At 34.4% G+C, this 25,232-nt stretch carries 21 protein-coding genes; 6 read left to right on the top strand and 15 right to left on the bottom strand.

Annotated features, from left to right (window positions below; translation table 11 throughout):
* Positions 1-6 precede the first annotated feature (6 nt).
* The 9 genes from KO02_RS00265 to KO02_RS00230 all read right to left on the bottom strand — a co-directional run bounded on the left by KO02_RS00265 (position 7) and on the right by KO02_RS00230 (position 8,105).
* Positions 7-606 carry a hypothetical protein gene (locus KO02_RS00265; protein ID WP_038694827.1) on the bottom strand — a complete coding sequence of 200 codons (600 nt, stop codon included), beginning with the start codon at positions 604-606 and terminating at the stop codon, positions 7-9.
* Between the two features lie 13 nt (positions 607-619).
* Positions 620-1,381: a hypothetical protein gene (locus KO02_RS00260; protein ID WP_038694825.1), complete on the bottom strand. Its 762-nt coding sequence runs from the start codon at positions 1,379-1,381 to the stop codon at positions 620-622.
* A gap of 168 nt (positions 1,382-1,549) precedes the next feature.
* Positions 1,550-2,788, bottom strand: coding sequence for a serine hydrolase domain-containing protein (locus KO02_RS00255; RefSeq protein ID WP_038694823.1), 1,239 nt, complete (start codon positions 2,786-2,788; stop codon positions 1,550-1,552).
* A gap of 93 nt (positions 2,789-2,881) precedes the next feature.
* On the bottom strand, positions 2,882-3,166 hold the full coding sequence (locus KO02_RS23490; RefSeq protein ID WP_144243231.1) for a hypothetical protein: 285 nt from the start codon (positions 3,164-3,166) through the stop codon (positions 2,882-2,884).
* Positions 3,167-3,173: 7 nt separating this feature from the next.
* Positions 3,174-3,740, bottom strand: a complete 567-nt coding sequence (locus tag KO02_RS00250; protein WP_038694821.1) for a hypothetical protein — start codon at positions 3,738-3,740, stop codon at positions 3,174-3,176.
* A gap of 240 nt (positions 3,741-3,980) precedes the next feature.
* Positions 3,981-5,774 carry a sensor histidine kinase gene (locus KO02_RS00245; RefSeq protein WP_158500252.1) on the bottom strand — a complete coding sequence of 598 codons (1,794 nt, stop codon included), beginning with the start codon at positions 5,772-5,774 and terminating at the stop codon, positions 3,981-3,983.
* A gap of 109 nt (positions 5,775-5,883) precedes the next feature.
* Entirely contained in the window at positions 5,884-6,609 is a 726-nt protein-coding gene (locus tag KO02_RS00240) for a LytR/AlgR family response regulator transcription factor (protein WP_038694817.1), read from the bottom strand.
* A gap of 105 nt (positions 6,610-6,714) precedes the next feature.
* On the bottom strand, positions 6,715-7,008 hold the full coding sequence (locus KO02_RS00235) for a hypothetical protein (RefSeq protein WP_038694815.1): 294 nt from the start codon (positions 7,006-7,008) through the stop codon (positions 6,715-6,717).
* Positions 7,009-7,211: 203 nt separating this feature from the next.
* Positions 7,212-8,105 carry a hypothetical protein gene (locus KO02_RS00230; protein ID WP_038694813.1) on the bottom strand — a complete coding sequence of 298 codons (894 nt, stop codon included), beginning with the start codon at positions 8,103-8,105 and terminating at the stop codon, positions 7,212-7,214.
* A 290-nt stretch (positions 8,106-8,395) separates the two neighbouring features.
* Between KO02_RS00230 and KO02_RS24215 the strand changes: the two genes are divergently transcribed.
* Positions 8,396-8,527: a hypothetical protein gene (locus KO02_RS24215; protein WP_262506678.1), complete on the top strand. Its 132-nt coding sequence runs from the start codon at positions 8,396-8,398 to the stop codon at positions 8,525-8,527.
* 63 nt (positions 8,528-8,590) lie between these two features.
* Here KO02_RS24215 and mobC read toward each other — a convergent pair whose 3' ends face one another.
* Together mobC and KO02_RS00220 are read right to left on the bottom strand one after the other, a co-directional pair.
* Entirely contained in the window at positions 8,591-10,594 is a 2,004-nt protein-coding gene (gene mobC, locus KO02_RS00225) for a conjugal transfer protein MobC (protein ID WP_200878639.1), read from the bottom strand.
* 270 nt (positions 10,595-10,864) lie between these two features.
* The gene (locus KO02_RS00220) at positions 10,865-12,040 is read right to left on the bottom strand and encodes an IS4 family transposase (RefSeq protein ID WP_038694773.1); all 1,176 of its coding nucleotides are present in this window, start codon (positions 12,038-12,040) and stop codon (positions 10,865-10,867) included.
* A gap of 207 nt (positions 12,041-12,247) precedes the next feature.
* On the opposite strand from KO02_RS00220, the gene KO02_RS00215 reads away from it, so the two are divergent.
* The 5 genes from KO02_RS00215 to KO02_RS00190 all read left to right on the top strand — a co-directional run bounded on the left by KO02_RS00215 (position 12,248) and on the right by KO02_RS00190 (position 19,352).
* Positions 12,248-12,826, top strand: a complete 579-nt coding sequence (locus KO02_RS00215; RefSeq protein ID WP_038694810.1) for a hypothetical protein — start codon at positions 12,248-12,250, stop codon at positions 12,824-12,826.
* Positions 12,827-12,834: 8 nt separating this feature from the next.
* Positions 12,835-13,848 (top strand): hypothetical protein, encoded by a 1,014-nt coding sequence (locus tag KO02_RS00210; RefSeq protein ID WP_038694808.1) that lies wholly within the window; start codon positions 12,835-12,837, stop codon positions 13,846-13,848.
* A gap of 186 nt (positions 13,849-14,034) precedes the next feature.
* Complete coding sequence (locus KO02_RS00205; protein WP_051959699.1) at positions 14,035-15,033, top strand: DUF2931 family protein; 999 nt, start codon at positions 14,035-14,037, stop codon at positions 15,031-15,033.
* Positions 15,034-15,541: 508 nt separating this feature from the next.
* Entirely contained in the window at positions 15,542-18,136 is a 2,595-nt protein-coding gene (locus KO02_RS23125) for a serine hydrolase (protein ID WP_200878592.1), read from the top strand.
* A 391-nt stretch (positions 18,137-18,527) separates the two neighbouring features.
* Entirely contained in the window at positions 18,528-19,352 is an 825-nt protein-coding gene (locus KO02_RS00190; RefSeq protein WP_038694806.1) for an RteC domain-containing protein, read from the top strand.
* A gap of 71 nt (positions 19,353-19,423) precedes the next feature.
* Here the strand turns inward: KO02_RS00190 and KO02_RS00185 are convergent, their stop codons facing one another.
* From KO02_RS00185 to KO02_RS00170, 4 genes are read right to left on the bottom strand one after another with little or no spacing between them, the layout of a single operon-like run.
* Positions 19,424-20,656, bottom strand: coding sequence for an IS256 family transposase (locus KO02_RS00185; protein WP_038701898.1), 1,233 nt, complete (start codon positions 20,654-20,656; stop codon positions 19,424-19,426).
* A 38-nt stretch (positions 20,657-20,694) separates the two neighbouring features.
* Positions 20,695-21,609, bottom strand: a complete 915-nt coding sequence (locus tag KO02_RS00180; RefSeq protein ID WP_038694804.1) for an ORF6N domain-containing protein — start codon at positions 21,607-21,609, stop codon at positions 20,695-20,697.
* A complete protein-coding gene (locus KO02_RS00175; RefSeq protein WP_038694802.1) occupies positions 21,609-23,696 on the bottom strand; it encodes a type IA DNA topoisomerase in 2,088 nt (695 codons plus the stop codon). Before KO02_RS00175 ends, KO02_RS00180 begins: the two co-directional genes overlap by 1 nt.
* 19 nt (positions 23,697-23,715) lie before the next feature.
* Complete coding sequence (locus tag KO02_RS00170; RefSeq protein ID WP_038694800.1) at positions 23,716-25,191, bottom strand: DUF3945 domain-containing protein; 1,476 nt, start codon at positions 25,189-25,191, stop codon at positions 23,716-23,718.
* Positions 25,192-25,232 lie beyond the last annotated feature (41 nt).

Raw genomic sequence — 25,232 nt, 5'->3', positions numbered from 1 at the left:
GAACTGTTATTTAATTGTAAAAGGATGAAAAACATAAGGTCTTCTATCAAATTCAGGCTTTTTATCCATTTTAGCCTGGCCGGATATCCACAAGCTATCGGCTTCTGCTTTTCCTTTCAGATAGATGAAATCATTTCTATACCAATTGTACGTTTCCAAATCTAAAATCATAACGTTTGTATCTGCTTTCTCAATTTTATAAACAGGGTAATCTCCAGTGGCATTAAAGGGCGAAGCTTTCGCTAACATTTCTTCTTTACTGTAATATCCACCCGAGCTAATCCAATCGCCATTTCGTGAAAACTGATAATAATACCATCGGTTGAAGTAGATTGTAGTATCATTCTTCGGTCTATTGTCACCAATCACAGGATGAGGACGTTGCTTGTAGTATTTATCGTAATTTTTACTTTTATAAACAAATTTCTCCTTGCTTACCCTATAATAGATTCCATCTGTTCTTAACGGACTTTCTGCGGGTAATACAAAATCCTTAGCATAATATGTATATGCTTCTTTTGGTTTAGTCTTATTACTGCGATTTCGAAGTAGTTCACAACTTGAAAAAACTAAGAAAAAAGAGCAAAGGTATATCCACTTATTCATTATTAACTAATATTTATTGTTTAACAAAACCCGTTTCCATTAATCTAAGTCTAATCCTATTTCCATCTGGGTAATAATACCCCATGTCTTTGCGTTGGCTATACGAACTATAGGATATTTCCTTAGAGATTACATCATATTGCAGCTCACACTTTGCAGTTCTGGGGTATTGGATGATAATCTCCTGCTTTTGAGGCAGCATCTCCAGCGCCTTGACCAAGCTGTCCTTTTCAATGCGATATAAACTGATTACATTATGTTGCATTCCTTCACCGTAAGTTCCCCATCCAAAAGTAAGGTAAACCGTTGCATTACCATATTCAATTGGATAGACAGCATAAATTCCATTCTCGAATGAAGAATTTTGTTCTACTTTCTCTGAATACTGTAGCTGTTGAACAACTTTCTCGTCCTCCATAGTTTTGAATTGAGCCATGACCTGGATTCGGCGTCGATTACCATCAATAGGAAGTTGCCAACTGTAAAATTTGATTTGTCCATCGCTAGAGGATACTATCTTCACATATTCAGACAATCTTGGAAATGAAAAAGAAAAAGTTTCAGGGAAGCAGATCAATTCTTTTCGTAGAGAATGTACAAAAACCGAATCCGCAAAATCGATTTCAGTTTCAGATTTTGCTTCATTTAATTTCATTATTTGTGTTACCAATTTTGCTTCACTTATTTTAGTCGGCCTCCACTGCGCCAATACATCTGTAGAGAAGATCGCACTCCAAACCAAAGCAAACAACACTAAATATAAATATATTCTCATTTCCTATAATGCTACACGATATAACAAATAAAGTAAATAGATTTGGTTTAAGGAATACAAATAAAGCAATACGTATGTTCGATTAATGAATACAACGCTTCACTAATTAAATGCATTGATTAGCGTCTTGATAGGATAAAACTAGCATACTAAATTGAATCCCTGCTTTTATTTATTCAATGTATTTTCGTAGTCTGATAATGATTTCCAAATCTCTTCTATTTCGGGCCAAACATCATCACTAAAATCCGTATCTGTATTAACTAGTACGATTTTGCCAATTTTGGTTTTAGGATTAAAATACATAGCTGTAAATACGCCCGGGTCCGAACCATTATGGCCTATTATATCACTTTTAATATTTAAAAAACCATTACGAAATTCGACAAAAACCCCATAATCTCCACTTTTTTCGTCATCCGAAAGGTTATATTTTTCAAAAAGTTTCTTATAACTCTCTTTGTTTAATAGTAGTCCATTTCCACCATAACCTTTTATTAATTCTGATAAAAATAATCCTAAATCGCTACTCGATGTTAAAAATCCGCCATCAGCATAGGTTATAAGCGAATAATCGGCAATCATCTTTTCCTTGTTTGCGAACAATCTGGAACGCATTGTAATGTCAATATCTTTTGAGGACCAGCCTGAGAAATTCATTTTTAATGGTTTTAGGATATTTTCTTTAGTAAACGAACGATAGTCTTGTCCAGTTGCAGATTCTATTACTAAAGCACAAAGAGCAGCTGCTATATTGGAGTATTCACGTTTTTCTCCTGGTTTTGCATTTGAAAACGAGTTTTTTATATACCATTTTCCATTTTCAGTGAGACTATTTTGGATGAAGTCTGATAATGGAATATTAGTTTCGGCTTTGTTAAAATAGTCGTAAACACCTTCATTATCCTCGTGTTCGTTTTTTGTCAGAACATATGATTTTGCATAAATTTCATCAAGGTCAGTAATTGAAGAGGTATGATAAGCCAAATGTTTGATCAGGATTGGAACTTCAGGATGATTTGGATTGACAATCCTGAAAGTGAGATATTTATTGATAGGGTCATTTATATTTAATTTACCCAATTCCTGTGCTTTAAATAAGGATATACCTATGAGTGTTTTGGATATTGATGCGATGTTTTGAATTGTATTTGAGGTGTATGCATTATTTTGCTTAAAATCTGTAAATCCAAATCCTTTATTGTAAATCAATTCCTTTTCATTTACCATCGAAACTGAAAATCCAATTATCGCTCCTTTTTTGTAAGCTCCTTTTAAGTTTTTAGTTAGTGTGTCATTTATTGCTATTGCAGTACTATTTTTTTCGCTTGTTTCATCGGTTCCGGTTTGTTTTATACCGGAAAATAGTAATGTTGGAAGTACAAATATTAAAAATAGATTTTTCATTGTTTATTTTTTTTTTTTAAAATAGTAGCTTTTTAATTTAGTTATATTTAAATTTTCAATCTCAGCTAAGCTTTCATATCGGAATCTTCAATTTCACGATTGTCCCCTGGTCATCACCTCTGGATGCGATGGAGAAGCTAGCTTCTCTACACTATTCTTTTTACAAGAATTCCATTCTTTTGCACACAATCTTAGTAGTGCGAGAAATATGCGGCTGATTATTTTCTTACCTAGCCGACTGCCATCAATAGGAAGTTCCGAACTGTATAATTTGGTTCGTCCATCGTTAGAGGATACGATTTTTACATATTCAGACAATCTTGAGAAAGAAAAAAATTCGGGGAAGCAGATGAGTTCTTTTCGTAGAGAATGTACCACTACCTCTCTATTTATTACCTATGTTTTCATTCTCGGGCAGTATATAGTTAGTAATTCCATCTTCTTTGTAAAGATAAATAGGTTGGTAGTTTGGAATTTTATTATTCATCTTTTTAATGCCTGTAAATTGGCACTCACAATCGCCTATAGGGCCAGTCATCCCGTAATGCTGATATCTCGCTTCATAGTCGAACCCTGAGAGCAGATAGTAACGGTTTCCAACTAATACGACGATGGTGTCCAGACGTTGAAAATTAAAAGGTAGGATGATCTGCTCATCATCTAGTAATTCTTTTTCAAGAAATCTGGAGGATGTTTTGTGTAATTTCCCATACCGAATCAGATAAAATTCTATAAACTTTACTTCGTTTGGCTTAAAATTCACAACACGGAAATCAATTTCTTCCTTGATGATTTTAATGCTGTCACAAACTTCTTTTTGGTAATAAACAAGCTCTTTCTTCATGGTGTAATTACCCCAAAGGAAGATACAAAAAATCAATGCAACAAAAAGTATAACTAAACCTAACAGCAAACTGATAATGAACCCTAATTTTCTGAATAAGCGTTTCATAATTATTTATGATATTAATAGTATCGCTACTATGCTAAAGACTACTTTGTGCATCAGATTATATTTATTTACTCCAACTTTCTTATCCATAGTATTTCTTTCTCCATAATCAGCTTTAAGTAAATAAAAGAAATTAAATCTGATATAGCAAAGGCGATAAAGCAGTGTGCCATTTTAATCAATAAGCGCTATATTTAAGAAAGCCAGACTAAATACTATATTAAAATAGTAACTCTCAGGTCACACTGGGATCTGTAATATAACAATTGTTCCTGATGCATTTTCGATAGGACCAATTGATAAACTAGCCATGCTATAACTTGCAGTCTGTAAAAACTGTATCCTCTCACGCACAATCTGAGTAGCGCGAGAAGTATGAGTCTGAATATTTTTGGCACCTATCCCACATCCATTGTCAAGGATGGTCACTGTTAAGAGCTCATTATGAACTGTGATGGTGATTCTGATATGACCTTTGTAAGTAACACTTTTAAATCCATGTAAGATTGCATTCTCCAAAAATGGCTGGATAAGCATTGCTGGTATCTCGATTTCATCAATCATATCAGTGACATCGTCAGCCAACTCAAATACGTAGTCGAATTTACCGGGCAATCGGATTTGCTGCAACTGTAAGTAATTTTCCAAAAAACCAATTTCAGATTTGAGGTCAATATCTCGTTCATTGGCTGCAGTAAGTTTTTCGCGCATTAAGACCGAGAATAAATCCAGATAAATCAATGTGTCTTGAATTTGTTCTTTACGAACTAAAGCACGGATACCAGCAAGGCAATTGAAAATAAAATGAGGATCCATTTGACTTCTCAGTAATCGCTGTTCCAGTTCTAATTTACTATTCAAATCTGATACGCGTCTGTTTTCAGCTAGCAATTTTTTTCTTCTTAGATCCAATATCAACAACAATAATACGATCAACAACAAAAGTGAAAAAAGTACAATAATAAGGAGCCAAAGCTTATTAAAGTTCAATTGAGTTGTTACATTATCAATATTTTCAGTTAATGTTCCGATCTGTTGATCCTTTTGAATCATTTTATACAAAGAAGATATTTCGTTCGTGGCCTTTCGATTTTCATTCTCCTCCCGGTCTTTTCTTTTTCGAATATATTCTTTAAATCCTGATTGTGCTGTTTTATAATCACCGCGAGCAATAGCAAAAGCAATTTTATTTTCCAAATAAATAAGATAATCGTCCGCATCAGCCTCATGGAGTCTTTTAGTAACTTCCTGTTCTGCTTTATGTGCATCTGATAGGCGATTCATATTGATATAAAGCCCGAGTAGGTTATTGTAATTCCCAAATGCGTTGGTTGTATCTGATTTATGCGCTTCTAATTGGTAATAAAGTGCAGAATCCCATTTTTTACTATCATAAAATATCTGTGCTTTTGCTAAATTGTAATTGTAATCGAGACTAGCCCGTTTCGTTTGTTCTTTTATTCTGAAAGCTCTATTTAAATATAATCGTACAGAATCATTTGTTAGACCATTATTGTCTGAGTGCCCCATTGATAGAATCAAGTTGGCAGCTACAGACAAGTCTTTTGCAACTGCAGATGTATCTCCGTTTAATAATTCAATCGATTTTCGTGCAAACCTCGCTGCTAGTTCAGGTCTGTTATTATGCCTGTTTAATTCTGCCGCAAAAAACAAAATATGAGAAGAAGATTTGGGAAAATGAAGACGTAGGTTCCCCTGGTCAATGAGATGTGCAGCCTGAGTGTAATAATAGGTTGCGGCATAATAATGTTCTTTTTTTTCTTCTAAATACCCTATCCAATAAGAACTGATAGCAGCCTGAAGCCCATTCTTCTGAGATAAAGGTAATACATCGAGAGACTTTTTAATTGCTTCGATTGATGCCGAATCTTGCTTATCCGCATGCAAATCATAACTTAAATAAAAATAAATTTGACTAAGGATTGTACTATCGAGATGATGGATTTTGGTAAGTTGTTTTAAGTGCGATACTTCTTCTCCCGGCTGTTTACTGATTTTTACTCGGTTGAACAAGCTATCTATATTGATTTGCCCATTAACATCTGATGGTTTTTGTCTGCAGTTAACAAAGGATATTAATATAAAACTAAAAAAAAGTAACCTTCTATATCGATTGTACTTATCAAACATGGTTAATTGTCATTTTCTGCATAAGCAAGTCTTTCTTACGAGTGGAAACTGGAATCCGCGTACCATCTTTTAATATAACAAAACCATCATGATGATAAGAAATGATGAGGTTTAGCCGGATCAAGTAAGATTTGTGCACTCTTAGGAATAAGGCTTCCGGTAATAGCATCTCATATTCCTTAAGTGTATTACTTGTTGTTATCTCTCTACCATCTTCAAGAAAGAAGGTGGTATATCCACCATCTCCCTTACAATATAAAATATCTGAGTGCCGAACGAAAAACGTCTCACTGAGTGTTCTCAATACCAGCATCGTCGATTTTTTATCCAATAGAATTTCCTTCTGTATGGCGTTCAAAACATTAGGGATCTTCTTGGCTCTATCTAAAGCTTCATAAATTTGTGTTTGCTTTACAGGTTTCAATAAGTAATCCAGTGCTCCAGCTTTGATTGCTCGTATTGCATAATGCTCATAAGCAGTTATAAAAATCACTTGAAATGGTGTGGCAGGTAGTTTTTTAATAATTTCGAAACTTTGTCCATCAGACAATTCAATGTCCATAAGTACAATATCTGGAATAGCCGAAGGGAGTAACAATATGGCTTCTCGTATGGAACCGCAAGCACCTACAATTTGATCTTCAGCACGAGCCCCGACAAGAAATATTAACTCCTCACGTATTGTCGCTTCATCCTCAACTATAAAAATCCTAGCCATTTTACTAAATATGTTTAACTTTTGATTTTGTTACGATCAGTATAAAAATTTAGGAATCTATTTCTTGATCGGCTCTTGTAAATATATAAAAAAACACGCAATTCACTAGCGAAGTTCAACACTGGGATTGTAGATCTCTTTATAATATTTTTCAATTAGCGTGATTACTCGCATCCTTTCTTCTGCATTCATCTTTTTATTTCCTTCCCAATTTTTTATTGATTTTACATATATAACTGCGTGTTCAGCATCAATCTCACACAGGAGCACGTTTTTATTTTCTTGAAAAAATAAATTTTGGCCTCGACCTAGAATACGTAATCCGTACGAATTCCCATCTTTATCTTGCCATCTGTGCACCGTTTTATCGCCCTTTAATTCTAGAATATAATCAATCATAATACCTCATTTTTATACTGCTTTATGTAATAATAACATTACCCAAAGAGAATCTACTATTCGTTGCTTATCCACTATATTTAGAAAAAGCTAGTCAATCCTAGGTTTAATAGCATCAGGAAATAATCTCATTTTTTGTATTCGTTTTGAGTCCCATCTACGAGCAATTATCAGGATTTTACTTAATTGCTTGCTATCGTAATTTACAGAATTTTGTTAGTTAAATACTCTTTTTTGTCTTGTAAACAAGTGAAATTTATTTCCTTAACAAAAAGAGATTTCATTTCAATATTGTTATTAAGATTGATGTTCGTGTTAAAAACTTCAACTGTATTTTCGTCCAGCAAACGTATAATCGTTCTAACTACGTTGTTTTTAGCTGAATCAGTCAATTTTCTTTCCAAACACTGAATCAATATTGGTATTGCTTTTTTCTTTATTTGAGTTGATGTACTGTCTCTAAAATGTAAGCATAAAGCTTCTAAAGTTTTTGTAGTCTGTTTGTTTTTAAATAATGGAAAAATGAATTCAAATTTTTCCGTTTTTTCAATACCTGATGTCCAAATAATAGCAAAAGTCAGAATTTCTTTATCCTTATGATTATAAAATTTATATAACTCTTTTTCAATGCGTGGGTCTTTGAAATAACGGTTATAAGCACAACCTAATGTTACAATAACATCCCTTACAACCTTTAAGTTTTCATCTTTCAACGCAGGAAAAAGCATTTCAAAAGTTTTTGCATATTTAAAAAAGAATCCTCTATAGACACTCCCTTCATCTCGAGCTAACTTGCTAAAATGTTTTGCAGATGAAATTCTTAATAAATCATAATTTGAGAAAAGATTATCAAGCTGAACCTTATTTTTAGTAAAAATTTCTGGTTCAGGAATTAATTCAAAATATGCATCCTGTATTTTCGGGTTAATACTTTTCACAAAACCATTTTCTAATAGAAGTTCTATTGCATCAGAGTACAAGACATAATATTCATTGTCAAACCAACGATATTTTTCATAGTTCGTTTTGTTGGTAAAATCTTGTTTTCCATTTTCGATTAATATCTGTGCCTGTTCAATTATTTTCTCTGAGTTCATTTTTGAATTTTCACTTGTAAATGGTTTTAGAACGTTAATTTATAGACCATTAAATTTACCAGAATAAGATGGAATATTTTTTAGAGATAGTATAACGTCTTCCACCTCCTTTTTAAGAGTCCTTTCATAATTTGGTTGACTCACAAACATTCGCATAAATATAAATAACCATTTACTTTATTGAGCAGTGAATTATACAAAGCTAACATCCAAGTAATGAACGATGCTTATCAAGCAACGAAGTGTATAGCTAAAATAAAAACTAGGATAAGATAAAACTTAACATACTTATGTTGATTAATCCAATCATTTTGGTAAAATACAAAGGCACAACGGTATTCTATAAAAAAGCTCAAAATAAAGCGCCTTATATCCAATTGGTTGAGTGGAAAATTGATACCATCAAAGATAGTTCATATTAATAGAAACATCATTTTCTTAAGAATAACATCCGCAACATATTCATCCTTATATAGGATTTTAAATTACCCTTGCTGCATCAAATGCTGTAAGTAAGGATCATTCTTAATGCGCTCCAATTCCGTTTCAATAATCTGAACTATGTCATGCTTGATCTGTTTATAATTGTCATCAATTTCCTGTTTCATATTGTCTTCTCCATTTTCATCGACGAAGGATAAAATTTCTGGTATCTTTTGATAAGCTTTGGTTTCAGTTGCTACTTTGTCATTATCGACCACGATTTCAGCATGAAAGATTTTTTGATCGATACGTTCATCGAAGTTATCGGAAACAGCACCTACAAAAAGACCTTGTGTGAGTGTTGAGATTTTGGAAGCTGGGATCAAGCTGTCTAACTGTGTGGAAATAGAAGTTGATGTATCGTTTCTGTTGATCGATATGCTCTGACGCTTTTGCAGTACTTTCCCAAAACGTTCCGATAGACTTTTTGCCGTTTCACCGACTACCTGACCACTGAAAATATTACCGACTGTATTTTGGATAACCTTGGCTTCTTTGTCTCCATAATCCCGTATTAATTGAGAATAATCCTGAAAACCTAAACAAACCGCTACTTTATTACTACGTGCTGTAGCAATTAAATTGTCTAATCCTCTGAAATAAATCGTAGGTAACTCGTCTATAATAACCGAACTTTTGAGTTGTCCTTTCTTGTTGATAAGCTTTACAATTCTGGAATTGTATAATCCCAGTGCTGCGGAATAGATATTTTGGCGGTCGGGATTATTACCCACACAAAGTATTTTAGGTTCTTTTGGATTATTGATGTCCAATGAAAAATCATCTCCTGTCATTACCCAATACAATTGTGGGGAAATCATTCGTGATAAAGGAATTTTAGCCGAAGCAATTTGTCCCTGCAACTGATCTTGTGCACCACCTTGCCAGGCGTCCATAAAGGGTGATAAATAGTTTTCCAAATCGGGATAAGAAGTCATGATGGTAAATAGATCCGAATACTTTTTGTTCAGCAATTCTATAGCGTGTGGAAAGGTGCAATACTTACCATTCTCGTAAATTTTCAAAAACCAGATGATAGCCGCTAAAAGGATAATTGGAGATTCTACAAAGAAATCGCCTTGCTTCTGAATCCAGCTTCTATTTAGATTCAGCATTATGGTATAGGCTGCTTCGTAAGCATCAGAAATGTCAGTCATGAAATCGGGATTGAGCGGATTGCAACGATGGCTCTTGTGTGGGGAGTCAAAATTGATAACGTAGAATTTCGGTTTAACTGCGTACTTATCCTGATGTTTCAACAAATGATTATAAGCAATAGTAGAAAGGTCGTCGAACTTAAAATCGTAGATGTACATACTGAATCCTTTTTCTATGTGCTGCTTGATATAGTTGTTTATGACGGCATAAGATTTTCCGGAACCTGGAGTTCCCAAAACAATCGTTGCTCTGAAGGGGTTTACAATATTGATCCAGCCATTGTGTTCCTTTTTATTATACCAAAATTTAGTCGGCAGGTTTACGGAATATTCATTTTCCATCAATTTGGTTTCCTGCATAAAGCTTTCATTCTCCATATTGAAAACATCATCCATGAGATTATTTTTCAGTAATCTACTTATCCAAACACCAGCCATCATCAAGGCAATATAACCTAAGCCGATAGTCAGTATATAAAAGAATGTGCCTATGATCGGCGATAACTTTAACAGTGGCGTGTTCAGGAAGAACAGTACAAATCCAATTCCTAAAGTCACATAAATTTTCGCCCAAGTTATCTTTTCATTCTTTACGCCTTTAGTTCCCAAGCAGCTCAAAGCCAGCAATACGATTGCAAAAACTTTGGTATATAAGGTATGCGAAAACAAACCAGCTGTTCGTTGGAAATTGCCTAATATTTTATTGATTACTTCTAATGTCCAGCCACGTTCCAAAAAGAAACCATAGCAAAACCAATAAAGATGCATCAGTACTAATAGAATACTGACCGCTCTCATAAATGCCATTATTTTGGCTAAGCCTCTTAAATCGTCTTCTCCCTGCATTATTATAATTTTTAATGTTCGGGCGTGAATTTATGAGCTGTGAAGATCGGCTTAGGGAAAGTGGCAGCCAATGGCGGTAGGTGGCGGCGTTTGGCTTAAGCAAATAAAATTTATCCTATTTACGGAAACCCGTAAAATGCATTGTCCATAAAATATTAATTTTAATAAAATTTAAAAATATATTTTATCACTTCCGTCCTAAATAAATTTTAGGCGCGTGTTTCCCTTGAAACAGTATCTATTTTTAGATAATTTCAATTTTGACCCTATTTTTTAGTCTGAGAATATCTGTAGCTGTCCATTTTTACCCTTAACTGGTGGCCTGATAAAAGGATCATCTATCCATTGCCATATATTTATTTTCACGAATATATTCATCCTGATAAACCCGACCAAGTTAGACAGATTCCAATCGTATTTAGCCTTCTTCTGAAGGTATTTGAGCAGTAATATTCCAATCAACGAAGTCCATATTTGGATCATGACCGCATTTTCAGAAGTACCCACAAAAGATGATATTTTTAAGCGTTGCTTCAGATGCTTGAAGAAAATCTCGATCTGCCATCGCTGTTTATAAATGTTAGCTACTAGTGATGCCTTCCATTGGATATTATTTGTCAGAAAGTGGTACTGGTTGTCTGTGCTGCTGTCCCAAAAGTGAATCAAGCGTAATGGTTTAGAGTTGTATCTATCTGCTGATGGACCAGAAAGCTCAATGATCTCATCTTTAATGATTCCCTTTTCAAGGAGTGCTTCACTCTGGTATGACTTGATAACGTTGTACTTCATGTTAGTTTTACTCCTGGTAACAAAATAACAACCTCTGCTGTCCAAATCCCCGAGCCAGTTGTAATCCACATAACCTCTATCCACCACTACAACGCTTCCTTTGGAAAAACTATAGCTACCCGCACGCTGGCTTTCATGAACTTTCCCGTCTGTAATCTGCATGAAAACAGGAAGACATCCATCATAATCCAGCACAGTGTGCAGTTTTACAGCACCTTTGGTGCTTCTAAATTTAGCCCAGTCAAATACAGATAAACATAAAGGGATGATACTGGCATCCATCAGATAAACCTTGCGCTTTAATTGCGTTAGATCTTTGCGCAAATGGGTATCCTTTTGCCATAGCTTATCTAATAGCGAAAAGTACAGATCTTTAAAGAGTTCATGGGTGCGGTGCTTGTTGATATAGGAAATATTGGACTTGCTGGGTGCTCTACCAACACCTAAATGGTTCAAATTACCAGTCGTACTACGTAAGCCATTACTGATATCACGAACTGAATCTGCAGAAGAAAAATGGCAAAACAACATGCTAGCAAGATGCGTCCAGCTGTTGATCCCTTTACAATGTTTGTCACTCTTGTGCTTAGCAACCAAAACCTTGAATAATTCGCGGTCGATAAGTGATAAAATCTGACTAAAAACGTTTAAATTTACCATGGCGGTGTGTTAAAATTTGACGATTTAAATATAGCAACTTTGCTATAGCAAAACACCGCCACTTTTTTCAACGTTTAGGACGCTACTGCTTTAATAACAATTAATGATTGTCGAGTTACTTATAAGGGGAAGCAATTACCATTCGGAGAGAGTATTGAAGCTTGGGAAAGGATATTAGGACAAAAGAGGCGCAGTCCTGATTTTGGTATGTTTGATGATTTAGGCGTAGCAGTACAGATTGATGATACTCCAGATAAAGAGGCAACATTTTATATCTTCTTTACGAATCTAGACAGTCCCGAAGGTCAAGCAGGAAAGTTAAGTAAGGCCTATATTTCGGATATGAAATCCTTCGAAGAAATTGAGAATGAATATAATGAATTAGATAAACCAATGTCAAAAGAGTTGATTGCTCGGATAAAAAAAGGTCTAGAAGATGATTTGAATCCTAAACAATATTTTTACCCGTATCATATCTTTCAAGGAGTGGTTGATGTACAAGGGGTACCGATTGCTGGAGACATGAATTTACAAAAAATTAATGCCTACAGAGAACAAACAAAAAAACTGGACATTTTTACTTTTTGGGATCGAAATGTGAATATGGAAGATGAAACAATGACAACAGAAGGGAGAAGTGGTGAATACTTCCAAACAACCGATACAGAATGCAATGGTAAATTGTATCGGATTGTATTGTTTTTTACTAATGCTAAACTCGAATATTTACGGGTTGAAAATTTGAGTAATAGTGATTTGGAAATGATAAAAAAATTAAAAGAATAGACTGAAATATGTACAAATTAATTAATAAAGTGACGTTCAATGTTCTTGTTCTATTAGCTATGGTAAATAGCAGTTGTAGACAAAAAGCAAATGGAATGACCGAAGAGAAAATTTTGGTATTAGAAAAACAGGTTAAACATTACGATCAGGAACCAGGTTACTTCATTATGTTTAATTATTATTTTTGTAATATCGAGGTTTTTGTAAATGATATCCCAATCTATAAGAATTATGGAGCAGAATCCTCTACATCTTTTTATCCCTTAGATTTGAACGAGTACATTTTGAAAAGTGGCGAGCAAAAAGTAACGGTCCGATTACTTCCAGAAGAAGGAAACACTTTGTCTAAGGAAGCGAGTATGAAGCTTAAAATTGCAAGAATAGCAAATTTAAAAACATATAAAAATTTTGAAGCTGAAAAGAAAGTTCTGGTAGAATATGAAACACCAATCGTTCTAAGGGAAGGAGAAACTGACATAGCATATGGTGGGAATTTTCAATATGCTGGATTACCTATTTTCGAAAAAACATTTACATTTCAAGCCGATGTTCCTTATTCCGTGCAAGGATGGGAGAATAGCAAAGTACTCAATAATACAGGACAAGATCTGATGCAAATAGAAAAGGAAGTAGTTGAGTTTTATCAGCAGGTGAAATATATATATGAAAAGCGAGATAAAGAATCCTTCAGTATATTAATGGAACCACGTTTGATAGAAATAGCACAATCCCACTATTATATTCAAAATGATTTTAAGAAGATATTTGACGGAGTAAATCAGATGTTTGCAAATGAAAATAAAGTTCATTCGATTGGGAACTATAAACTTAAATTTTATGCAGATGGACGAATTGTAACATTAGAACCAATTGATAGTGTAAATATTAAATTAGATCGTGTTTTGCGTTTTGAAACCTCCGTTTTTGATGATTATTTAAAGCGTGAAGTTAAAGGGACGGCAGGCTTTAGAATGTTGTTACATAAACCCAAAGGAAGTAATAATTTTGAGATTATACGATAGCTGAAATAGTCGTTTATGATTTTTCCAATTTACTAAATTGTCTACAAACAGAAAATCCAATACATAATTTTATATTATTTGTCCGGCAAAAAAACAATATTTATGCATAAAATTATATCAATACTTTTAATCCACCTTTTTTGTTTAAATTTTGTTTCATGCCAAGAAAAGAAAATAAATACAGCAATGAGCCAAAATGTAACTAATGCTATTGAAGAGTATGATTGGCAAGAAACTATCTCTTGTCCACCCGGATATCCGGTTGACGTTTATGAAGGTGGATTAGAATCCGATAAAGGTTCCACAAGTCTTTATTTGGGTACGCACACTGGAGCTTCGGGCTGGGGGCATACAGGCGGTAGTATGAGCTCAGGAATAAAACCTTTGCCCAATCGACTTGATGTGGTATGGCTTTCTTATGCAGAAGATACTTTTTATCATATTGATACCAAACTGGATGTGGATAAAATACATTCCTTATTTGAAGAAGGCTATTTGGATAGCTTTACAAAGAAAAAAACGACCTATACCACTATAGTAGTTGGTTTTGCTCCTGGAGGAGTTGTTGTTATATGGCTTTTTGGATCAGGAAAGCAAGTTGAAGTAAGTAGACATGAAGGCAAAAAAATCGTTATATCGGAACAAGAAATAGCCAAATTAGATAGCCATGAAAAATTATTGTTCAATGCAGAGTATCGTAAATCCATTATGCTTAATGAAAAAATTGTTCCTCTTGAGCTACGAGAAGCAAACAAAAATAAACCTATACCTTTTGGGCTATGGGATACCTATCGGAAAAAATACAATTGGAAACCAAGTTATTCAATTCCGAATGGTGGTGAAGCCATAAACTCCTATTTCATTTTTGTAAATGGCGAACAGGAGGAATTAACTGATGAAACGTTTGAAAATATCGACTTCGGTTTGCGAGCGATTCCCCGAACGATGAATTTAGGGTGGAGAGATTTTACTGGACAACGTTACGGAGGATCAGTAATTTTTAATGAGCAAGAAACTACGAAGGCTTATCAAAGTCTATATAAAAATACAGCTGTTAAAAGTGCCGAATTAATATTTAAGGTAAATGAATCAAATACTTCTGTAGTGGTATTATTAAAAGCCGAGGAAAGGGAAATTGTACTCCGTGAAACTAAAATTGAAATCTTTAAATCGAGTAAGAAGTAAATGCATTTATATTTTGTACCAAGGGAAAATTGTAAAATTAAGTTGAGACATTATTTGGTAGGGCCTTGATGCAAGAATACCTCACAAAGATCGAAATTGAAAAAGTTTATTTGAAAACAGCTTTTATGAATTCCGTTCAAAAGGTTTGTTAACTGGATATCTGTATTTATTGATTTAGATTAAGCGGTTGTTACTTGTATCGCTGCAAGAAATTTATATTACGCATATTTGTGCCATTATTTTTCCTAAGGGTAGGAGTACTATTAAAATATAGAAAAACTAAAGAGTTTACATGGCTTTAATGGATTTGTAAATGAAAAGTACCCTATTAAATTGTTTAAATTGAAATTGTAGAAAATAGCAAATAAACTATTTTAGAAAATAAAATAGAGTTTGAAAATATTCATATTCAATTTAGCATTAGAAATGAGATTTTAATGATCTATCAGAACTAAATAGAATTAAAATGCAGAAAAAATATAATAACTCCACTTATTAAAACCTTCTTATGATAAATAAAACGGCAATCTTAATCCTAATAATTTTCTTGTCTATTTCAATAAAAGCAAATGCTTGTACGATGTACAAAATTACCAAGAATGGCAAAACTATAGTTGGAAATAATGAAGATTATTTAACACCCAATAATCAATTCTGGTACGAAGCAGCAGAGGATAGTAAATTTGGTGTGATGTATATGGGAACGCTAAATAATTTTGCTCAAGGGGCTATCAATGAACAGGGATTGATGTTTGATGGCTTTTATGCACCCTATCTAGCTATAAATAATACGGAAGGAAAAGTGAAAATTTCTATAGGCAAAGCCATCAGACAGGTAATGCAGACCATGAGCACTGTGGATGAGGTTGAATCTTACTTACAGACCATAAATTTGTCTTCTTTAACAAGTAGTATGCTCGTATTTGTGGATAAATCCGGTACTTATCTTATTGTAGAAGGCGATAAAATGTTTATTGGCAAAGATCCAGAAAAGTCTTTTTCAAATTTCTATTACTCCCAAACTAAAAATTTGGACAAAGTAAAACTCGATTATTTCCAAAATGGACAGCAATTTATTCATGCTTCAAAAAGTATGGCCACTATTGATTATTGCAGTGAAGCAATGAAACATTTTGCACAAAATAAAAGCTTTATAGCTACGCAATATTCTACAGTTTATGATTTAAATTCTTTAAAAATACGAGTATATCTTTTTCATGATTATTCGCAATTTATTGAAATTGATTTAAAGAAAGAATTGAAGAAAGGCAATCATAAGACAATGATTGCGGATCTATTCCCCAAGGAATCTAGCGGGTACAAACATTATCTAAAATATAACGATGCTACGCATCCAACTTTATTTATAGAGGAAAAGATAGCGCAACAAAAGCTAACCACAGCTGATCTTAATCAAATGGACTTTGCCGATGATATAAATATAATTGGCTATGAATGGTTAAAGAACAAACAAAATCCTAAAGCCGCTATTAAAGTTTTTGAATATGCGCTCAGCCTGGTGCCTAATAATGCAGATTTGTACGATAGTTTGGGGGAGGCTTATTTTGAAATTAAAGATTGGGAGCGTGCAATTAAAAATTACAGCCAGTCATTAGCACTTGATCCTAAAAATGATAATGCTGTTGAGATGCTCCTCAAAGCCGAAGAGGAAAAAGGGAAAGTGGAAGATTTTTCCTTTAAAAATCTTAGCAGTATAATGGATCAATATGCCGAGAGTACTTTGAAAAAAGGAAATATTAATTCACTGGCATTAGCCATTTATAAAGATGGTAAAACCTATCAGCAATATTATGGTGAAATAGACAAGAATTCGAGTAACAAACCCAACGATAATACACTATATGAAATCGCCTCTATTTCAAAAGTCTTTGTAGGTTCTTTAGCTGCCAAGGCCGTTTTAGAAAAAAAAAAAGCACTGAATGATGATATCAGAAAATATTTAAAGGGTGATTATCCAAATTTACAATTTGAAAACACCCCCATTACGATTAAAAACCTATTGACACATACTCTTGGATTTAAATATAAGACACCAAAAAAACTAGAAAAGGTTAATAAAAGAACGAACAAAGGCTATTATGAAAACAAGCCATTTGATTATGATATGTCCAATTTGTTAGATGAGCTTAAAACGGTGGTATTAGATAAAAAACCTGGAACAGTTTATAGTTACAATTCTGTGGGTCCGGAGTTATTGTCCTATGTTTTAGAACAAGTTTACCATCAATCTTATAAAGATTTGTTACAAGAATTCCTTACGGAATTAAATATGAAAAGCACTTATTTACAAGATTATGATAAACATAAAGAATGCCTATCCAATGGTTACGGTGAAGACAGGAAAAAAGCTCCATTAGACAAAAACCCTTTATTAGGCGGTGCTTATGGAATGATTAGCAATTTACCTGACCTTACCAAATTCATGCAATTTCAATTGGAAAGTAGCGCCCCATTCATCAAAGAATCTACGCGTCTTTTATTTAAAGAAGAGAAAGATAGTGATGATAAAGGCTATTTATGGGATGTTGGTTTCGGTAAAAAAGAAGGCTTCTATTATGGAAAAACGGGTACTTCCAATGGTGTTCAAAGCGGTGTGCTGGTTTGTCCAGATTCTCGTTATGGTTTGGTATTAATTATGAATAATAAATCCGAAGCAGTATTAAACGATTGGACGAGTTTGTACAATAGAATTGAAACTGATTTAATCAATTCCCCAAAAATCAATTTAATTTCATTACTACAAAAGGGCTTTATGAATAACTTCGATGAAGCCATTGAAAAGTATAAGGAATTAAAAACTGACACTTTTAGCTATATATCAGGTAGTACGGCATTAAATAATTTTGGTTACGAATTGCTTAATAGCAAGCAAATAGAAAAAGCAATAAGAATATTTGAGTTTGCAATTTCAGAAGATTCCAAAAATGCAAATTTATATGACAGTGCTGGAGAGGCTTACTTTATAGATAAAAATTATGAAAAGGCACTTTCTAACTATAAAAAATCACTCGAGTTAAATCCTAAAAACGATAATGCAAAAAAACACATTGTCGAAATTAATCAGTTAAAATCGAAGCGTTGATTAATATTACCAAATCTCTTTTATAAACTTTTGGCAAAGCTTAACAAGCTCTGAATCTTTTAATTAAATATTGGACCTGTAGTAGACCACATTTTACTTTTCCTGATTCTAAAGTTCCCAGGTTTATATTGAATTCATATTTTCAACAATGAAATAACGGAAGACATCAATCTCAATTATTAACATATAAATCATGTTGTAGATTTGACAATGTCTTCTGTTTGTTATGTGCTCAATTAGGTGAATTTTAATATAAAGAAGATCTGTTAAGGTTAAATAAGAACCAATAGTAAATCATTTAAAATCACTACTGGTTTTTGAGACACAATATTGAAAGACTCACGAAGTACTTATTTTTATGTACATCTATTATAATATTTATGCTAGCTGAATGGATGAATTTTACAAGGAAACGCTATATAAGCTGGAAACAGCAATCAAAGAATTAGAGATTGAATTTGATTGCCCGATACAACAGATAGAAGCTGTTATGAGTAATATCGTGAAATGCTTGTCTGATGTGAAAAAATATGTTTTAAAACGAGGCTTTAAAAATACTGAAGAGGAAATCGATTTTTTTAAATATCAGAAACCTTCGATTGTTTCAAAGCTCATTTACTATAACGCTATTTACAAAATAGAAACAAAAAAACCTTATGGGGCAAAACCTTACAAAAAATACCTAAATAGTGAATTACAAAAACTAAAGAGGTTTTTTGATAACAACCTAGACTTTTATAAATATTACAGAACTAAAAACAACTATCTCGATACAAAATACTTCATGAGGGGAAAACATGATATAAAGCTAAGTCTAGATACCTTTTATTTTGAAGCCGATCATCGTTTTTCTACTTCACATGATTATAAAGTAGCTAAAATAATAGCTAATGATTTGATTCACGTTTATCTCGAAGATCAGCTTAATTGTAACAACCATAATAATTTGTCTGATAGTGCCTCATTAAGCTGGACAGGAAGTAAGACTGCATTAACCGAATTGATTTATGCTTTGCATTATCAGGGTGTTTTTGATAATGGAAATATTGACATAAGAATAATAGCAAAACATTTTGAAACTATTTTCAATATCGATCTAGGCGATTTTTATCATACTTACTTAGAATTAAAAAACCGTAAAGTAAACAGAACAAAATTCCTTGATTACCTAAGGGATGGGCTTATTAAGAAAATGGATGAACAAGATGATAAATAGTTATCATATAGCTCTTAACCGTTTATTTGGGAGTGTAACTTCAACTGTGTCATTGGATAATTAACTTACTCCTAAAAGCCTCTGTCGAGCTTTAGTCTATCCCCAAATTTAATATAAAGCCCGGATATAGTCAAGCCCCAATTGTGCATTGGCATCGTCCATTTTTTAGAGATGTCCCTTATTATCAAGAACATTAACTTCATTAACGCCTGCTCAGAGCTGAATGCACCCTTAGACTTCGTTATTTTACGAATCTGGCGGTGCATTCCTTCAATAGGATTAGTAGTATAAATAGTCTTACGTACCTGTTCATCGTATTCAAAAAAGGTAGATAAGTTCGTCCAATTATCCAACCAGGATTTAGCAGCAATTGGATATTTCTTACCCCATTTCTCTTCGAAGATAATTAAGTTCTCATAGCCCATTTCTTCGTTAACAGCTTTATAAACGGGCTTTAGGTCTTCAATGACAGCTTTTTTATCCTTTTCTGTAACATAGCGCATACTTGATCTGATCTGATGGACGATACATAACTGAACTTTAGTTTTAGGGAAAATAGCTTCAATAGCTTCAGGAAAGCCTTTTAAACCATCGATACAGGCAATTAGAATGTCTTCGACACCACGCTGTTTTAGGTCTGTAAGAACAGATAACCAAAACTTGGCACCCTCATTCTCTGAACTATAAAGACCTATCAGATCTTTACGTCCATCCATTCCTACACCTAATATATTATAAATAGCTCTAGATTCAACCGTGCCGTTCTGACGGACTTTATAATGCATGCAGTCTAGGAAAACAAAGGGATAGACGGCCTCTAGCGGACGACTTCGCCACTCATTGACGGCTGGCATAACACTTTCTGTGATACGGGATATTTCGGTCGCAGAAATATCCATAGCATACATCTCACGGATAAAATCACTTATAGCACGTGTGCTCATCCCTTTGGCATACATACTCAGAACATGGCCTTCTAATTGTTCTGTAATAATGAGCTGACGCTTGGGAATTACCTTAGGCTCAAATGTACCGGATCTATCCCGTCCAGACTCCAGTTCAAAAGTACCTGTATTAAGGCCGCGGACAGTCTTTTTGGTCTTACCATTACGACGATTGGAATTACCTGAGGCCTTATCTTCCTGAAGGTGACTCTCTAGCTCGCCATCCATCATAGACTCTAGTAAATGCTTCATTAAGGGCGCCAGAACGCCGTCGTTGGGAGATAAACTCTTCCCGTTATAAAGACCTTGCATAGCTTCATCTTTGAAGCGTTCAAAGTCGAATGGGGTCTTTTCTTTCATGACCATGTCGTTTGAATAATTAAATATAAAAAATCTTATTAAATTATTCCGTTGACACAGTTTACGTTACAGTCTCGTTTATTTAAAATCTGAAGCATCCTGCCCACTTCGATATTCATTCTCGAAAAGGCAAACCATTTCTTGCCTAGGTCTTTGAGTGATGCCCCGATGTGGTAGAGTTCTGTATTGTCAATAATCAAAAACCGGTCGTGGGCATCAGAAAAAATTTCGATTTCAATGGGAGTATATTGGCTGTTGTACCTTTGTAAATCCAGCCGTAACTGATTGCTGATGCTCTTGGTATAAACTATTGCTGTTACAGTATCATTCCGTTTGCCTAATAAAGTTAGTACCGTATCATCTACATAATTATCAAGCAAGATAATAGAGCTTTTGGCACTCCGGATAATATCGGACACAAAAGTATAGGCGTCGAATATTTGTCCGTTGTAGAAAATTCCTTTATCACTATGAAGTTTATCACTTTCTAAAGCCTTAAAAATTTCTTCAAACTTTTGGTCGGATTCCAATTGCTTAAGTTCCATTTTATCCAATCTCTGAAAAAGTGAAGCATTACTGATAAGCATTCTACGCATTTCGACAAAGGCTTCCATAATTTCAACACTGACCCTAACGGCAGTTTCTGACCGAAGCACAGCAGAAGCCATTGCAATTCCTGATTCAGTAAAAACTGTAGGTAAATAGCGTCTTCCGCCGTGGTTTAAACTTGAGGTGCCAAATTGGAACCTCAAGTTTTCAGCTTCCTCCTCTGTTAATTGAAAACAGAACGATTCGGGAAACCGCTCAATGTTTCTCTTTACTGCTCGATTAAGATTCTTTGTTTCCACTTGATAAAGTGAAGCGAGGTCATTGTCCAGCATCACTTGTTTGCCACGTATGGTATAAATCAGGTTCTTGATTGCTTTTGAAGTAATATGTGGTTTGTCTTCCATTATTTTTTATAGCCTTTACTTTTTTCAAATTCAAAAGAGGTTTTGTAATCTTTATTTAACACGATATAACCATCGAATTTCTTTCCGGATTTGCTTTTCATTCCTTTGATGAGGGATGTCTTACCTTTCGTAATCAAACTTTCAATATCAACTATACTGATTTGTATGCCACACACATTACGGAACTGTACCCAGTTACAAACTTCATCAGGACATTTAACAATCTTATCACGTATAATAAGTTGATGGCTTTTGCATTTCGGACAAACCAATTTAGGTAAATTGTTTAGGGTAATGGAAGTTTGCAACAGTTCATTGGTAATAGATGAAGCGTATTTTTCCATTTCTTTTTGAAATGGTCCAGCATCCGTTTCGTTGTTTTCGATTTTCTGCAAGGCTAATTCCCATTCGGCAGTCATTGCCACGTCTGCAATCTTTTTATCTTTTACCAATTCATATACCTGCAATCCCTTTTCGGTTGGGACTAAAAATTTTTTTCCCCTTTGAATGTAATTACGGCTAAACAAGGTTTCAATAATGGAGGCTCTTGTAGCAGGAGTACCAATACCAATATTTTGTAAAGCTTTGCGTTCCTCTCTATTTTCAATCTGCTTTCCGGCACTTTCCATAGCTGATAAAAGTCCTGCTTCCGTATAAAGTACAGGTGCATTGGTTGTTTTTTCTAAAACGGTAGCTTCGTTTATTTTAATTTCATCACCTTTTTTAAGTTCCGGTAGATCCTGCACCGGGTCGGTATCCTCATCTGAAAAATAGCCCTTAATACTACGCCAGCCAGGTTCCAATATTTTACAACCTTTCAAGGCAAAATCATAATGCAATGCTTCTAATGTAATATCAGTTATTTCTTTAGTACAAGCCCCAGAAAGAGCTTCCAGTAATCGAAAAGCAATCATATCGTAAATAGCAGTTTCCTTGGCAGATAACGCTGAAGGGATTTTCTCCGTAATCAGTAAGCCGTGATGATCGGTGACCCGCAAATCGTTTACAATACGTTTATTGAACCGACCCCATTTCATTTTTAATAGAGCTTGCTTACAAGTTTCTCTATCTTGTAAAGCTCTTACAAGGTTTGGGATTTCAGCCCAAACATCTTCGGGAATATACTTACTTCCGGTGCGTGGATACGTGATAAACTTCTTTTCATATAGGCTTTGAGCAATGTTGAGGGTTTCATCGGCTGAAAGATTCAGTTTTTTATTGGCTTCTTTTTGAAGACCTGTTAGGTCAAACAACAAAGGTGCTTGTTCCGTAACTTTTTTGTTTTCTACGGAGGTAATCGTAGCGACGTTTCCATTTTTTTGGATAGACGTTAAGGTGTCTTCTGCCAATTTTTTATCTTCCCATTTTTTAATAGAAAGACTTTTAAAGTCTATGAACTCTCTATTATGCAATAACTTTATTTGCCAATATTTCTGTATCGAAAATTTTTTGTTCTCCAAATAACGTTTACAAATTAAAGTTAGCGTAGGTGTTTGCACTCTTCCAAGCGAATAAATACCATTCCCTGCTACAATGCTTAATGCTTGCGATGCATTGATGCCCACGAGCCAGTCAGCACGGCTTCTACCTTGTGCAGCCTGATATAATCCATCAAAATCGCTTCCAGATTTTAGGTTATTGAAACCCTGTTTGATGGCTTTTTCGGTAAGCGAACTGATCCAAAGACGTTCAAAGGGTTTGTTGCATTTAAGGTATTCATAGATGTAGCGGAATATCAGCTCACCTTCACGTCCGGCATCTGTTGCTACGATAATACTATTACAACGATTAAAGATCTGTTCAATCACTTTCAGTTGCTTTAATGCACCAGTATCGGCGATATAACCTTTGTCCTTTTTCACTTTGCGGACAGTCAATAAAAAAGGATTTGGAAGTATTGGTAGTGATGCTTTTTCAAATCCTGAAATGCCATAATCTTCGGACATTCCCAATCCGACTAAATGTCCGAATGCCCAAGTAACCAAATAGCCGTTACCTGTCAAGTAACCTTCTTTTTTTTTCGTAGCTCCTAATAGGCTGGCTATTTCCCTTGCTACACTTGGTTTTTCTGCAATAATTGCTTTCATACTCTTTGTATTTATCGTGTTACATTTTTCTGCCTTTGGATTTAGCAGGTGCTTTAGGTTTTTCCTGTTCTTCCTGCTGTTTCTTACTATCTGGGCTTTTTTGTCCCGATTTCAAAGGTTCTTTGATGTTCTTGGTCGCTTCATTGGTTTTCCCCTCGGAATTGACTGCTGTTTGCGTTTTATGGACTTCGGTGGGTTTCGCTTGTTCTTTGATCTTATTCGGATTTTGGAAAGAGAAGTCTGTTTTGTTGGTTTCCTTATTAAAAGTGATGTAACCATTGTATTCTTTACCTTTCTTATCTACCAATCCGCTTACGTAAACTGTTTGACCGTCTTTAAATTTTTGATGTTGTTCATTATCCAATTCTTTACCTCGAAAGGTTTTTGGAGCTTCCTGCGATTGGTTCTGCTGATTAGTTTGTTGATTGTTCTGTCCGTTGCTTTGCTTTTGTTTATTCGTGTTACTTCTGTCAAACAGAAATTCGACATATCGTTTGTCTGCATTGAACTGTACCATTGCAGAAAATTCAGTTCCTTTCTTAGAAATCATTCCATCTAATTGAAGTGGTTTGCCCTCCATCAAGGTTTGCTTTTGCGCATCATCCAATTTTATCCCTTTGATTTCATCAGGGATTTTGATTTTATCTGTACGCAGGGCAACCAACTCATTGGTCAATCGATCCACACTGATAATGGAGGGAATGGTTTCGCTTGTTTTGGGATTGGTCAAATTAACTACTCGTCCCATATTGGCCGATTGAAGTAAATTGTCTTTGTCTTCTTTGGTAAACTTATGTCCAAAAAATTCAAAGTTCAGGTTGGGTTCCTTACGAATACCATGAATAGCAACCACAACGGCTCCCTGATCATTTTGTTGTAGTGAAAGTCGGGCATCCATACGAGTAACCGCAGTGCCAAGATTAAGACTTACGGGTACCAATTCATTGGTCTTGAAACCTCTTAATAACGGATCAAGCAGATTCATTTTTTTAAGTTTTTCTTTACTTAGTCCAAGATTATTCATGGTTTCCCAATCAATCTGTTCCTGCTTGAAGCGGTATCCACTTGTTTCCGGTGCTGTTTGTGTTGTTTCCATATCGTTTTTATTTTCTGGTTTTTTATCCTGTTGTGGTTCTGTTTTTACTTCATGTTCCTTCATTATTTTTTCACCCTCTAGAGTTGGTTTATCCACTTGTTTCTGCATTTCTTTTGCTTTATTTACGGCTTCATCAGCAGGTACTTTGAAAAAGGAGAAATTGGTAGGGTTTTTCAACTGACTGAAAAAATTAGAAAAGAAATTGGAGAATAGATCACCACTCTTGTCCACCCGCATAAACTGGTTTTGGTTTTTCTTGGTGGGGTCAACGGTTTCCATTTCCCCGTTTTCGTCAATACTTTTTACGGCTTGGATTTTCATCTTCTCTTTATCCAATACCAGTAATATCTCCGATAGTTGTTCGGGAGATTCCTGTTTATTTGCAGTTTCTTCGCTCATAATTTGAAAATTTTATAGTTCGATGCCTAAAGTAAATCAGG

The sequence above is a fragment of the Sphingobacterium sp. ML3W genome, assembly GCF_000747525.1.
Taxonomy (GTDB): Bacteria; Bacteroidota; Bacteroidia; order Sphingobacteriales; family Sphingobacteriaceae; genus Sphingobacterium.
Note: the sequence above shows the minus strand (reverse complement) of the source record. Positions and strands in the feature narration are given on the sequence as shown.